Origin of the sequence: Enterobacter sp. WCHEn045836, from assembly GCF_003965585.1 — a bacterium.
Taxonomy (GTDB): Bacteria; Pseudomonadota; Gammaproteobacteria; order Enterobacterales; family Enterobacteriaceae; genus Enterobacter; species Enterobacter dissolvens.
Map to the genome: position 1 here is coordinate 61,166 of NZ_RXPT01000006.1, position 13,853 is coordinate 75,018.

Consider the following 13,853-nt stretch of genomic DNA (forward strand, 5'->3'; position numbering starts at 1 on the left):
CAGGATGAACAATCATGTTTAAACAGCTTCAGGATATGGCGCTGTTTGCGCTGGTGGCCGAGATGGGGAGCTTTACTGCCGCAGCGCAGAAGGCTGACTTGCCGAAATCCAGCGTTAGCCAGCGGATTAGCCAGCTTGAGCAGCAGGTGGGGATCCGCCTGCTAAATCGCACCACGCGCAGGCTGAATCTGACCTTTGCGGGGGAGCACTATCTGGTGCATTGTCGTGAGATGCTGGCGGCCAGCGAAAGGGCGGAATATGCCATTCAGCGACTGCGAGAAAACCCCAGCGGACGGCTTCGCATCACCTGCCCGGCAGGGATTGGCGCGACATTACTGGCACACCTGAATGCCGAGTTTCAGCTCCGCTATCCTGACGTTTCGCTGGATGTCTCGATTTCTGACGACGTGCTCGATCTGGTGGAGTCTGGCTTTGACGTCGCGCTGCGTACCGGTAAACCGCAAGACTCCTCGCTGATAGGGCGCATGATTGGTCACTGCCCGCGCTATATGCTGGCTTCGCCAGATTATCTGGCGCGGCGGGAGCCACTGAACCATCCCCGCCAGCTGGTGGAGCACCGCTGTATAACCCATAAGGCCTGGTCTGAATGGCTGCTGCAAAGCGAGAGCGAGGATTACCGCTATCTGCCGGATAACGCACATATGACGGATAATCTGGTGTATGCCCGTGAGTGCGCGGTTGCTGGCGCGGGGATCACTTTGCTGCCCGCATTTCTACTGGAAGATAAGATCGAAAAAGGGGCACTGGTGCAGGTACTGCCGGCGTGGAACGTCGAAGGAAACGACCTGTGGTTGGCCTATCCGAGCCGTAAGCTTAACTCGCCCGCGCTGATGAGCTATATCGACTTTGCGATGCAGTTTGATGAGGTTAAGCGGTTTTACGTGGGTGGGTGATTATGTGCGGCCTGATGCCCTCACCCTGACCCTTTCCCACGGGGAGAGGGAACAAACATAAAAAACGGCAACCGAAGTTGCCGTTTTACTTTTATTTCGCGATACGCTTGTACTTAATACGCTTCGGCTCCAGCGCGTCGGCGCCCAGCGTGCGTTTTTTGTACTCTTCGTATTCGGTGAAGTTACCTTCGAAGAACTCCACTTTCCCTTCATCCTGGTAATCCAGAATGTGGGTGGCGATACGGTCAAGGAACCAACGGTCGTGCGAGATAACCATCGCGCAGCCCGGGAACTCCAGCAGGGCGTTTTCCAGCGCGCGCAGGGTTTCGATGTCGAGGTCGTTTGTTGGTTCATCGAGCAGCAGAACGTTACCGCCAACCTGCAGCAGTTTCGCCAGATGCAGACGACCACGCTCACCACCGGACAACTCGCCGACGCGTTTACCCTGATCGGTGCCTTTGAAGTTAAAGCGACCAACATAGGCGCGGCTTGGCATTTCGGTGTTACCGATACGCATGATATCCAGACCGCCGGAGACTTCTTCCCACACGGTTTTGCTGTTATCCATTGCGTCACGGAACTGCTCAACGGACGCCAGCTTCACCGTTTCACCCAGGGTAATAGAGCCGCTGTCAGGCTGCTCCTGACCAGACATCATACGGAACAGGGTGGATTTACCCGCGCCGTTCGGACCGATGATACCGACGATGGCACCCTTCGGTACGGAGAAGGAGAGGTCGTCGATCAGCACGCGGTCACCGTAAGATTTACGCAGGTTGCTGACTTCGACCACTTTATCCCCCAGACGCGCGCCAGGTGGAATAAACAGTTCGTTGGTTTCGTTACGTTTCTGGTATTCGGTGTTGTTCAGCTCTTCAAAGCGTGCCAGACGGGCTTTGCCCTTCGACTGACGGCCTTTCGTGCCCTGACGTACCCACTCCAGCTCTTTCTCAATAGACTTACGGCGTGCTGCTTCAGCAGAGGCTTCCTGCGCCAGACGCTGATCTTTCTGCTCCAGCCAGGAAGAGTAGTTGCCTTCCCATGGAATACCCTCACCGCGGTCCAGCTCCAGGATCCAGCCCGCCACGTTGTCGAGGAAGTAACGGTCGTGGGTGATCGCCACTACGGTGCCTTCGAAGTCGTGCAGGAAGCGTTCCAGCCACGCCACGGACTCTGCATCCAGGTGGTTAGTCGGTTCGTCGAGCAGCAGCATGTCTGGCTTTTCCAGCAGCAGACGGCACAGCGCCACGCGGCGACGCTCACCACCGGAGAGGTTGGCGATTTTCGCATCCCAGTCCGGCAGACGCAGGGCGTCAGCGGCGCGCTCCAGCTGCACGTTCAGGTTGTGACCGTCGTGCGCCTGGATAATCTCTTCAAATTTGCCTTGCTGAGCGGCCAGTTTATCGAAGTCCGCATCTGGCTCGGCGTATTTGGCATACACTTCATCCAGACCTTTCAGCGCGTTAACCACTTCGGATACCGCTTCTTCAACAGATTCACGAACGGTGTGTTCAGGGTTCAGCTGAGGTTCCTGCGGCAGGTAGCCAATTTTGATGCCAGGCTGCGGACGGGCTTCACCTTCGATGTCTGTATCGATGCCGGCCATGATGCGCAGCAGGGTGGACTTACCGGCACCGTTGAGGCCCAGAACACCGATTTTTGCGCCCGGGAAGAAGCTCAGCGAGATATTTTTAAGAATATGACGTTTCGGCGGTACCACTTTGCCGACACGATGCATGGTATAAACGAATTGAGCCACGTTGGACTTCGCCTCTTTTATCGTGATGAAAAGGAATTTCAGCCTCGAAGTGTAGCCTTTTTCCCGCCCTAATCCCAGCCAGGAACGTCGGGAGTGTTAAAACGCGCAGGAAAGGTAAAAAAGTGTCCGTAACGTGGCGCGTTCCGGGATGCCTGGTTAGCATAAGTTAATGAGACTTTGACGTGGCAAGACGCTGCAATTGACGAAAAAACAATGAGGAAGAGCTTGTGGAAAAAGCCAAACGGGTGGTCTGGCGTCTGCTGGCGGCCAGCGTATGCGTAATGGCGGTAAGCCAGGCAGTGCATGCCGATTCACTGGATGAACAACGTAACCGCTACGCCCAGATTAAGCAGGCGTGGGACAACAAACAGATGGATACTGTGCAGGCGTTGATGCCGACGCTGAAAGACTATCCTCTCTACCCCTATCTGGAGTATCGCCAGATTACTGACGATCTCATGAATCAACCCACGGTCACCGTGAATAACTTCATTCAGGCGAACCCGACCCTGCCGCCCGCCCGTAATCTGCAGTCTCGTTTTGTAAACGAGCTGGCGCGTCGTGAAGACTGGCGCGGGCTGCTGGCTTTTAGCCCTGACAAGCCGAACACCACGGAAGCCCAGTGTAATTATTACTATGCGAAATGGGTCACCGGTCAGCAGGAGGAGGCCTGGGCCGGGGCAAAAGATCTGTGGCTGACCGGGAAAAGCCAGCCGAACGCCTGTGATTCGCTCTTTGGCGCCTGGCGTGCTTCCGGTAAACAGGATCCGCTGGCTTACCTTGAGCGAATTCGTCTGGCGATGAAAGCCGGGAACACGCGTCTGGTGACCGCCCTGGCGGGGCAAATGCCGTCGGATTACCAGACCATTTCGACCGCCGTGATGTCGCTGGCAAACGATCCCAACAGCGTTCTGACCTTTGCCCGCAGCACGGGAGCGACCGATTTTACCCGTCAGATGGCGGCGGTGGCCTTTGCCAGCGTGGCGCGTGACGATGTTGAAAACGCGCGGCTGATGATCCCGCAGCTGGTGCAGGCCCAGCAGCTCAATGAAGAGCAAACCCAGGAACTGCGCGACATCGTGGCGTGGCGACTGATGGGCTCGGACGTGACCGACGAACAGGCCCGCTGGCGGGACGATGCCATTATGCGCTCCAGCTCCACGTCGCTGGTGGAACGCCGCGTGCGCATGGCGTTGGGGACCGGCGATCGAAAAGGCCTCAATACCTGGCTGGCGCGTCTGCCGATGGAAGCCAAAGAGAAAGACGAATGGCGCTACTGGCAGGCGGACCTGCTGATGGAGCGGGGACGCGATGATGAAGCCAAAGAGATCCTCCACGCGCTGATGCAGCAGCGTGGCTTCTACCCAATGGCGGCCGCGCAGCGTCTGGGTGAGGAGTACACCTTCCGCATTGATAAAGCACCGGCGAACGCCAACCCGGCGTTGACCCAGGGGCCAGAAATGGCGCGCGTGCGCGAGTTGATGTACTGGAATATGGACAATACCGCCCGTAGCGAGTGGGCGAATCTGGTGACCAGCCGCACGACGGATGAAAAAGCCCAGCTTGCCCGCTACGCGTTCGATAATCGCTGGTGGGATCTGAGCGTTCAGGCGACGATCGCTGGCAAGCTGTGGGATCATCTCGAAGAACGTTTCCCGCTGGCCTACAAAGATCTGTTCGATCGCTACACCAGCGGCAAAGATATTCCGCAAAGTTATGCCATGGCGATTGCCCGTCAGGAGAGCGCCTGGAACCCGAAAGTCCGTTCCCCGGTAGGGGCCAGCGGCCTGATGCAGATTATGCCGGGCACGGCGACGCATACGGTGAAGATGTTTAATATCCCGGGATACAGCAGTCCATCACAGCTGCTGGATCCGGATACCAACATCAACATTGGTACCAGTTACCTGCAGTATGTTTATCAGCAGTTTGGTAACAACCGCATTTTCGCCTCTGCGGCGTATAACGCGGGCCCAGGGCGCGTGCGTACCTGGCTGGGTAACAGTGCCGGACGCATCGACGCCGTGGCGTTTGTCGAGAGCATTCCGTTCTCAGAAACGCGTGGCTACGTGAAGAACGTGCTGGCGTATGATGCCTACTACCGTTACTTCATGGGGCAAAAAGATACCCTGATGAGCGACGCGGAGTGGCAGAGACGTTACTGATCGGGATGGGTTGTGTTATGCTGTACTCGCTAATGAGTACAAGAGGCAGCATAACATGACCCAGCATTCCCCGTATTCCTCGGCACTGGCCGAACAACGTCATCAGGAGTGGCTTCGTTTTGTGGAGTTGCTTCGCCAGTCTTACGACCAGGATCTGCATTTACCCCTGCTGCAACTGATGCTGACGCCAGACGAACGTGAGGCGCTGGGAACGCGCGTGCGAATCATCGAAGAGTTACTGCGCGGTGAGATGAGCCAGCGTGAGCTCAAAAACGAGCTGGGCGCGGGTATCGCGACGATCACCCGCGGTTCAAACAGCCTGAAGTCTGCGCCAGTTGAGCTGCGTCAGTGGCTGGAAGCGATATTGCTGAAAAACGCCGGATGACGGCTGCGCCTTATCCGGCCTATACGTTCAACGATAAATGGCGTTATGAAACGGGCTTAACGCCAGGATCACTGCCTGATGGTAAACGCTTGAGCGCGTAAGCGCGCCAGCGGTAAAGACGCCAATCGCCCCTTCTTTGCGACCAATCTCATCAATGCCGGTGTATTGTGACATCACCGGCCCGAGTGCCTCACCTGCGCGGACCTTTTCCAGAATGATCTCCGGCAGCGGCAGGGTGGCCGAGCGTGCTTCACCGCGCTGTTCGCGGCTTTCGATAACCACCCAGCTAAACGTCGCGCCTTCGTCAATTCCCGCTTCAATCGCCACCCAGAAGTCGGCATCGGGTGCGGCCGCTTTCGCATTGAGCACGCGATTTCGTGCGCCAGCGCGCGTTTCTTCGCTGCCAAACGGCTGTTCAGGAACGCCACTCTCGACGCCGATGGCATCAATATGGCAGGATCCTTCGCCGAAAATCTCTTCAAATGCCCTTAGAATTGCCTGAATTTTGGCAGGATTGGTGGTAGCAGAGACAACATGGTGCATAATTAAGCTCGATTCAAAAAAACTCATCGCAGTATAACGGAAAAAAAGCATGTTACAGGTATACCTTGTTCGCCACGGTGAAACGCAGTGGAACGCCGAGCGACGTATTCAAGGCCAGTCCGACAGTCCTCTCACTGAAAAGGGTGTGCAGCAAGCGTGGCAGGTGGCAGAACGTGCCAGAACGCTGGGCATTACCCATGTCATCACCAGCGATTTAGGTCGCACGCAGCAGACGGCGCGCATTATTGCTGATGCCTGTGGTTGTGATGTGATGCTTGAACCACGCCTGCGCGAACTGGATATGGGGGTGCTCGAAAAACGCCATATCGATACGCTGACGGAAACGGAAGAGGGCTGGCGTCGCACGCTGGTCAACGGTACCGAAGATGGCCGTATTCCTGAGGGTGAATCGATGCAGGAGTTGAGCGTGCGTATGCATGCTGCGCTGGCAGAGTGCCTGAAGCTGCCCGCCGGAAGCCGTCCACTGCTGGTGAGTCACGGAATTGCGCTGGGCTGTCTGGTGAGCACCATTCTGGGGTTACCGGCCTATGCTGAACGCCGCTTGCGCCTGCGCAACTGCTCTATTTCCCGTATTGATTATCAGGAAAGCGCGTGGCTGGCGTCGGGGTGGGTCGTGGAGATGGCAGGGGACATTTCGCATCTTGATGCCCCTGCACTGGATGAACTGCAGCGCTAACGACGTATCGGAATTAAGAATTCCATCCGCAGATTAATGGGGCCTTCTTCCGGTTTTGCATCGCTTGCCGGGTAGTAGCGCTCAATATCCTGACCTTTACGGCGATTCAGGTTCAGCATAGGCATGCATGTTCCGTAAACGGTCAGGATAAATTCCTGTACGCCCGTTCCCAGCCCTTCATAGGAGAACATCACGTACTCTCCGCCTTCCAGCACGACCGGTTTAGAGCCCTGAATATAACCATTGGCCATCTCCGGCGTTAACGCGGTGGTGTAGAACACCTCCTGCTCGTCGTCTTTTTCCTGGCTTGGATGCGTTTCGTTGAGACCATACAGGATAGGCGGGATCGCCGGCGCATGGCTCAGGAAGTCGCGCCAGAACTGAACGCGCATTTGATGGCGGAACTCAGAAATCTGCTCCAGAGAACAGGTGTAACTCTGTGTCGTACCGATCAAATGGGTTTCCGGCAGGGTAATGATTTCGTACTTCGGCATGGCGAACTCGCCCAGACGCAGCGGCGGGCGCATACCGTATGAGCTCCAGTCCGGTGAACGTCGATAGAGCGCTGGCGTCAACGAGAACTGTTTTTTAAAGGCTCGGGTGAACGTTTGTTGTGAATCGAAACGATACTGCAGGGCAATATCGAGAATAGGCCGCGCGGTCAGGCGCAATGCCACGGCAGATTTTGATAAACGACGTGCGCGAATATAGGCACCGATAGCATGACCGGTGACATCCTTGAACATCCTTTGCAGATGCCACTTGGAATAGCCTGCTTTTGCCGCCACATTATCCAGTGACAAAGGCTGGTCGAGATGACCTTCCAGCCAGGTGAGCAGGTCGCGAATAATTCCAGCCTGATCCATATACTATCCTCATCCTTAAAACAGCAGGTGCCTGATAACAGGTTAGCGGATAATAGCATTTTTTGATGTTTTAGCATTCAGTGTTTTTTTTGCTCATTAATGCTTTTTGTCCTGCGTTTTGGGTGAATATATTCTAATCCTGTGATCTTGCTACATTTTTGTCTAACGTGTTGAATAATCGCTCAACGTAATATTAAGAAATGGTAACAATATGAAATATAAGACTTTGCTCTTAACTGCCTTACTGCTGATGGTTGGCCGCGCGGCGCAGGCAGAACAGATTGGTTCTGTCGATACCGTCTTTAAGATGTTTGGCCCTGACCACAAAATTGTGGTGGAAGCGTTTGACGATCCGGATGTGAAAAACGTCACCTGCTACGTTAGCCGGGCGAAAACCGGGGGAATCAAAGGCGGGCTGGGACTGGCCGAGGATACATCCGATGCGGCCATCTCCTGTCAGCAGGTGGGCCCGGTTGAATTGAGCGAGAAAATCAAAAACGGCAAAGCTCAGGGGGATGTGGTATTCCAGAAACGGACTTCACTGGTTTTCAAAAAGCTGCAGGTGGTGCGTTTTTACGATGCTAAACGTAACACCCTGGCCTACCTTGCCTACTCTGACAAAGTGGTGGAAGGTTCACCGAAAAACGCGATAAGCGCGGTGCCAATCATGCCATGGCGGGAATAAAAAAACGGCGCGAAAGCGCCGTTTTTTTATGGTGCTCACTGCGGGATCACTCCTGCAGGTCACCGCAGAAGCGATAGCCTTCGCCGTGGATCGTGGCGATGATTTCCGGCGTATCTGGTGTAGATTCGAAATGTTTACGAATACGACGGATGGTCACGTCTACAGTACGGTCGTGTGGCTTCAGCTCACGGCCGGTCATTTTCTTCAGCAGTTCTGCACGGGACTGAATTTTGCCCGGGTTTTCACAGAAGTGCAGCATGGCGCGGAATTCACTGCGCGGCAGTTTATACTGCTCACCGTTCGGGCTGATCAGTGAACGGCTATTGATATCAAGTTCCCAGCCGTTAAATTTGTAGCTGTCTACGCTACGACGCTCTTCGCTGACGGTGCCCAGGTTCATGGTGCGGGACAGCAGGTTGCGTGCACGAATGGTTAACTCGCGAGGGTTAAACGGTTTGGTGATGTAGTCATCCGCACCGATTTCCAGGCCAAGGATCTTATCAACTTCGTTATCACGGCCTGTCAGGAACATTAATGCGACGTTCGCCTGTTCACGCAGTTCACGCGCCAGAAGAAGGCCATTTTTACCTGGCAGGTTGATATCCATAATGACCAGGTTGATATCATTTTCAGAAAGGATCTGATGCATCTCTGCGCCATCGGTCGCTTCAAAGACATCGTAGCCTTCTGCTTCGAAAATGCTCTTTAACGTGTTGCGTGTTACCAACTCGTCTTCAACGATAAGAATGTGCGGGGTCTGCATGTTTGCTACCTAAATTGCCAACTAAATCGAAACAGGAAGTACAAAAGTCCCTGACCTGCCTGATGCATGTCGCAAATTAACATGACCGGGCTAACGTGACTAAAGTACGTAATTGCGTTCTTGATGCACTTTCCATCAACGTCAACAACATCATTAGCTTGGTCGTGGGTACTTTCCCTTTGGACCCGACAGTGTCAAAAACGGCTGTCATCCTAACCATTTTAACAGCAACATAACAGGCTAAGTGACACCTGACACCCAATAAAACTACGCTTCGTTGACATATATCAAGTTCAATTGTAGCACGTTAACAGTTTGATGAAATCATCATAGCTAAATGCTAGCCTTTGTCACAATTTTTCAATAAACCAACTAGTTGCGGACATTGATTGATAAACAATACGAATCCAACCCAGAAACGGTATTCATACAGTCATTATCATTATAAAACATTAGGATAATAGGGTTCTGTTAACATACTAACTGATTGTTCAGTCACAAAATAGTTTAGCGTCTTTAATTTGTTATGAAACGCTATTTCGGTGATTTGTGTTGCAATATTGTAAATTCGCGCTGCGTAATATGTTGAAGTGCATCACATTTATCCCCGCTAACTGATTAAAAAGAGAGCATAAATGCATCTGTCGATTGTACTGGTCGCGCCAGCCAGAGCAGAAAATATAGGCGCTGCGGCGCGTGCCATGAAGACCATGGGGTTCACCGATTTGCGTATTGTGGACAGCGTTGCGCATCTGGAACCTGCGGCGCGCTGGGTGGCGCATGGTTCGGGTGATATTCTCGATAATATAACCACTTACGCTACGCTCGCCGATGCCTTGCATGATATCTCATTTACCGTTGCGACCACGGCGCGCAGTCGGGCGAAGTTCCACTATTACGCCACGCCAGCAGAACTGGTACCGATGCTGAGCGAGAAAAGTCAGTGGCTGGAAAAAGCCGCGCTGGTATTTGGGCGGGAAGATTCAGGATTAACAAACGATGAACTGGAACTCGCGGACGTGCTGACCGGGGCGCCGATGGTGGCGGATTATCCGTCGCTGAATTTAGGTCAGGCGGTGATGGTTTATTGCTATCAATTAGCATCCCTAATACAAATTCCCCAACCGCAAGCGGCGGGGACAGATGAAAACCAGCTGGCCGCGCTGCGCACGCGCGTTGAGCATCTGCTGGCGCAACTCGGCGTGGCTGACGACCAAAAAATGGCAGACTGGTTGCAGCAGCGTCTTGGCCGTCTTGAGCAACGGGACACTGCAATGCTGCACCGTTTGCTGCACGATATCGAAAAAAAATTAGCCGAGTAAAATGCTGCCATAAGTTTTTACTATGGCGTAAGCGTCTGACATTGAGGGTTGCCTCTGGCGGAATCGGATGAAAATAAATCTGCACGCAGCGGGACGTAAGAACGTCCCGAATTGTGATCAAATTAAAAATTCATTGACTTAAGGTGCCCGATCCTTTAACCCTAAAAGAATACAGCACAGACAGATAATAATGACAGAGTACACAACATCCATGAAACGCATCAGCATCACCACCATTACCACAACCATCATCATTACCACAGGTAACGATGCGGGCTGACGCGTACAGGAAAAACAGAAAAAAGCCCGCACCTGAACAGTGCGGGCTTTTTTTTCGGCTAAAGGAAACGAGGTAGAACCATGCGAGTGTTGAAGTTCGGCGGTACATCAGTGGCAAATGCAGAACGCTTTCTGCGTGTTGCCGATATCCTGGAGAGCAACGCCAGACAGGGACAGGTCGCGACCGTACTCTCTGCGCCGGCAAAAATCACCAACCACCTGGTGGCGATGATTGAAAAGACCATTGGCGGTCAGGATGCACTCCCGAACATTAGCGACGCCGAGCGTATCTTCGCCGAGCTGCTGCAGGGGCTGGCGGAGGCACAGCCAGGTTTCCCGCTCGTACAGCTGAAAGCCTTCGTAGAACAAGAATTTGCCCAGATTAAACATGTCCTGCACGGCATCAGCCTGCTGGGTCAGTGCCCGGACAGCATCAACGCGGCGTTGATTTGCCGCGGTGAGAAACTCTCTATCGCCATCATGGCGGGCCTGCTGGAAGCGCGCGGCCATCACGTCACGGTGATTGATCCGGTTGAAAAACTGCTGGCGGTGGGCCACTACCTCGAATCCACCGTTGATATTGCCGAATCAACCCGCCGTATCGCCGCGAGCAAAATACCGTCTGACCATATGATCCTGATGGCGGGCTTCACCGCCGGCAATGAAAAGGGTGAACTGGTGGTGCTGGGCCGTAACGGCTCCGACTATTCTGCTGCCGTGCTGGCCGCCTGTTTACGCGCGGACTGTTGCGAGATCTGGACTGACGTTGACGGCGTATACACCTGCGACCCGCGCCAGGTACCGGACGCCAGGTTGCTGAAGTCGATGTCTTACCAGGAGGCGATGGAGCTTTCCTACTTCGGCGCGAAAGTGCTTCACCCTCGTACCATCTCCCCGATTGCCCAGTTCCAGATCCCCTGCCTGATTAAAAATACCGGTAACCCGCAAGCGCCTGGCACGCTGATTGGCGCCAGTACCGATGAAGATGGCCTGCCGGTGAAAGGCATCTCCAACCTGAACAATATGGCAATGTTCAGCGTCTCCGGGCCGGGTATGAAAGGGATGGTCGGCATGGCAGCGCGCGTGTTTGCCGCGATGTCCCGTAACGGGATCTCTGTGGTGCTGATCACCCAATCCTCATCCGAATACAGCATCAGCTTCTGCGTGCCGCAGGCGGATTGCCTGCGCGCCCGTCGCGCGCTGGAGGAAGAGTTCTATCTGGAGCTGAAAGAGGGACTGCTGGAGCCGCTGTTCATTCAGGAGCGCCTGGCGGTTATCTCAGTCGTCGGTGACGGCATGCGCACGCTGCGCGGCATCTCCGCTAAATTCTTTGCTGCGCTGGCGCGCGCCAATATCAACATCGTGGCGATTGCGCAGGGCTCATCCGAGCGTTCTATTTCGGTGGTGGTTGATAATGATGATGCGACAACCGGCGTACGCGTGGTTCATCAGATGCTGTTCAATACCGATCAGGTGATTGAACTGTTCCTGATTGGCGTGGGCGGCGTGGGCGGTGCGCTGCTGGAGCAGGTGAAGCGTCAGCAGGAGTGGCTGAAGAAGAAGCATATCGATCTGCGCGTCTGCGGGATCGCCAACTCAAAAGCGCTGTTGACCAACGTCCATGGACTGAACCTGGAAAACTGGCAGGCCGAGATGAACGAGGCAAAAGAGCCGTTCAACCTTGGGCGTCTGATCCGTCTGGTGAAAGAGTATCACCTGCTGAACCCGGTGATTGTCGACTGTACGTCGAACCAGGCGGTTGCCGATCAGTACGCGGACTTCCTGCGCGAAGGCTTCCACGTGGTCACGCCGAATAAAAAGGCCAACACCTCGTCGATGGATTACTATCACCAGCTGCGTCTGGCGGCGAGCAAATCGCGCCGCAAGTTCCTGTACGACACTAACGTGGGGGCTGGCCTGCCGGTTATCGAGAACCTGCAGAACCTGCTGAACGCGGGTGATGAACTGCAACGTTTCTCCGGCATTCTCTCCGGCTCGCTGTCCTTTATCTTCGGTAAGCTGGATGAAGGGATGAGCCTCTCAGAAGCAACCCGCGCCGCGCGTGAACTGGGCTACACCGAGCCGGATCCGCGTGACGATCTCTCCGGGATGGACGTGGCGCGCAAACTGCTCATTCTGGCCCGTGAAACGGGCCGTGAGCTGGAGCTTTCCGATATCGTGATAGAACCGGTGCTGCCGGCTGAATTTGACAGCAGTGGTGATGTCGGCGCCTTTATGGCCAATTTACCGCAGCTGGATGACGCTTTTGCCGCACGCGTGGCGAAAGCCCGTGATGAAGGTAAGGTATTGCGTTATGTTGGCAACATTGAAGAAGATGGCGTGTGCCGGGTGAAGATTGCCGAAGTCGATGGCAACGATCCGCTGTACAAAGTCAAAAACGGCGAAAACGCCCTGGCGTTTTACAGCCACTATTATCAGCCATTGCCGCTGGTGCTTCGCGGCTATGGCGCAGGGAACGATGTTACGGCGGCGGGGGTGTTTGCCGATCTGCTGCGTACCCTGTCATGGAAGTTAGGAGTTTAACATGGTCAAAGTTTATGCCCCGGCTTCCAGCGCCAATATGAGCGTCGGGTTTGATGTGCTGGGTGCGGCGGTGACGCCGGTGGACGGTTCACTATTGGGCGATACGGTCACGGTGGAAGCAGCAGAAAGCTTCAGCCTGAATAACGTGGGACGTTTTGCCAGCAAGCTGCCGTCCGAACCGCGCGAGAATATCGTCTATCAGTGCTGGGAGCGCTTCTGTCAGGAGATCGGTAAAAACGTGCCGGTCGCCATGACGCTGGAAAAAAGTATGCCGATTGGCTCCGGTCTGGGGTCAAGCGCCTGCTCTGTGGTGGCCGCGCTGGTGGCGATGAATGAGCACTGCGGCAAACCTCTGAACAATAGCCGTCTGCTGGGGTTAATGGGCGAGCTGGAAGGCCGTATCTCCGGCAGCATCCACTACGACAACGTCGCGCCGTGTTTCCTCGGCGGTATGCAGTTGATGATCGAAGAAAATGGCATCATCAGCCAGCAGGTGCCAGGGTTTGATGAGTGGCTGTGGGTGCTGGCCTATCCGGGCATTAAGGTCTCCACCGCGGAAGCGCGTGCGATCCTGCCTGCGCAGTATCGCCGTCAGGACTGTATTGCCCACGGGCGTCACCTGGCAGGCTTTATTCACGCTTGCTATACCCGTCAGCCACAGCTGGCGGCGAAACTGATGAAAGATGTGATTGCCGAACCGTATCGTACGAAGCTGCTGCCTGGCTTCAATGAGGCGCGACAGGCATCGCTTGATATCGGCGCGCAGGCGTGCGGCATCTCCGGCTCCGGCCCGACGCTGTTCGCCCTGTGCGATAAGCCAGACACCGCGCAGCGCGTGGCGGACTGGCTCTCTAAACACTACCTGCAAAATCAGGAAGGCTTTGTTCATATTTGCCGTCTGGACACGGCTGGCGCACGAGTACTGGGATAA

General features: G+C 54.8%; 14 protein-coding genes and 1 other annotated feature. Of the genes, 10 read left to right on the top strand and 4 right to left on the bottom strand.

Annotated features, from left to right (window positions below; translation table 11 throughout):
• Window positions 1-14 precede the first annotated feature (14 nt).
• Window positions 15-914: a LysR family transcriptional regulator gene (locus tag EKN38_RS09510; RefSeq protein ID WP_014830585.1), complete on the top strand. Its 900-nt coding sequence runs from the start codon at window positions 15-17 to the stop codon at window positions 912-914.
• 91 nt (window positions 915-1,005) lie between these two features.
• Here EKN38_RS09510 and ettA read toward each other — a convergent pair whose 3' ends face one another.
• Window positions 1,006-2,673: an energy-dependent translational throttle protein EttA gene (ettA, locus tag EKN38_RS09515; protein WP_014830586.1), complete on the bottom strand. Its 1,668-nt coding sequence runs from the start codon at window positions 2,671-2,673 to the stop codon at window positions 1,006-1,008.
• A gap of 227 nt (window positions 2,674-2,900) precedes the next feature.
• Here ettA and sltY point away from each other — a divergent pair, with 227 nt between their 5' ends.
• Together sltY and trpR are read left to right on the top strand one after the other, a co-directional pair.
• Entirely contained in the window at window positions 2,901-4,838 is a 1,938-nt protein-coding gene (gene sltY / locus EKN38_RS09520) for a murein transglycosylase (RefSeq protein ID WP_014830587.1), read from the top strand.
• A 55-nt stretch (window positions 4,839-4,893) separates the two neighbouring features.
• Complete coding sequence (gene trpR, locus EKN38_RS09525; RefSeq protein WP_014830588.1) at window positions 4,894-5,223, top strand: trp operon repressor; 330 nt, start codon at window positions 4,894-4,896, stop codon at window positions 5,221-5,223.
• A gap of 27 nt (window positions 5,224-5,250) precedes the next feature.
• Here trpR and yjjX read toward each other — a convergent pair whose 3' ends face one another.
• The gene (gene yjjX, locus EKN38_RS09530; RefSeq protein ID WP_014830589.1) at window positions 5,251-5,766 is read right to left on the bottom strand and encodes an inosine/xanthosine triphosphatase; all 516 of its coding nucleotides are present in this window, start codon (window positions 5,764-5,766) and stop codon (window positions 5,251-5,253) included.
• 49 nt (window positions 5,767-5,815) lie between these two features.
• Between yjjX and gpmB the strand changes: the two genes are divergently transcribed.
• A complete protein-coding gene (gene gpmB / locus EKN38_RS09535; RefSeq protein ID WP_008502057.1) occupies window positions 5,816-6,463 on the top strand; it encodes a 2,3-diphosphoglycerate-dependent phosphoglycerate mutase GpmB in 648 nt (215 codons plus the stop codon).
• Here the strand turns inward: gpmB and robA are convergent.
• Complete coding sequence (gene robA, locus EKN38_RS09540; protein WP_013095505.1) at window positions 6,460-7,329, bottom strand: MDR efflux pump AcrAB transcriptional activator RobA; 870 nt, start codon at window positions 7,327-7,329, stop codon at window positions 6,460-6,462. The genes gpmB and robA overlap by 4 nt on opposite strands.
• Window positions 7,330-7,540: 211 nt before the next feature.
• On the opposite strand from robA, the gene creA reads away from it, so the two are divergent.
• Window positions 7,541-8,014, top strand: coding sequence for a protein CreA (creA, locus tag EKN38_RS09545; RefSeq protein WP_014830590.1), 474 nt, complete (start codon window positions 7,541-7,543; stop codon window positions 8,012-8,014).
• 46 nt (window positions 8,015-8,060) lie between these two features.
• On the opposite strand, the gene arcA is transcribed toward creA, so the two are convergent.
• Window positions 8,061-8,777, bottom strand: a complete 717-nt coding sequence (gene arcA / locus EKN38_RS09550; protein WP_003856501.1) for a two-component system response regulator ArcA — start codon at window positions 8,775-8,777, stop codon at window positions 8,061-8,063.
• Window positions 8,778-8,872: 95 nt separating this feature from the next.
• Between arcA and yjjY the strand changes: the two genes are divergently transcribed.
• From yjjY to thrB, 5 genes are all read left to right on the top strand, one after another.
• Entirely contained in the window at window positions 8,873-9,013 is a 141-nt protein-coding gene (gene yjjY, locus EKN38_RS09555) for a protein YjjY (RefSeq protein ID WP_001541509.1), read from the top strand.
• Between the two features lie 399 nt (window positions 9,014-9,412).
• Window positions 9,413-10,099, top strand: coding sequence for a tRNA/rRNA methyltransferase (locus EKN38_RS09560; RefSeq protein WP_014830591.1), 687 nt, complete (start codon window positions 9,413-9,415; stop codon window positions 10,097-10,099).
• A gap of 211 nt (window positions 10,100-10,310) precedes the next feature.
• Window positions 10,311-10,379: a thr operon leader peptide gene (gene thrL / locus EKN38_RS09565; RefSeq protein WP_015572623.1), complete on the top strand. Its 69-nt coding sequence runs from the start codon at window positions 10,311-10,313 to the stop codon at window positions 10,377-10,379.
• Window positions 10,318-10,435 (top strand) — a sequence feature (Thr leader region). Its footprint overlaps the gene before it by 62 nt.
• A 24-nt stretch (window positions 10,436-10,459) precedes the next feature.
• Window positions 10,460-12,922: a bifunctional aspartate kinase/homoserine dehydrogenase I gene (gene thrA, locus EKN38_RS09570; protein ID WP_014830592.1), complete on the top strand. Its 2,463-nt coding sequence runs from the start codon at window positions 10,460-10,462 to the stop codon at window positions 12,920-12,922.
• Between the two features lies 1 nt (window position 12,923).
• Window positions 12,924-13,853, top strand: a complete 930-nt coding sequence (thrB, locus tag EKN38_RS09575; protein ID WP_013095510.1) for a homoserine kinase — start codon at window positions 12,924-12,926, stop codon at window positions 13,851-13,853.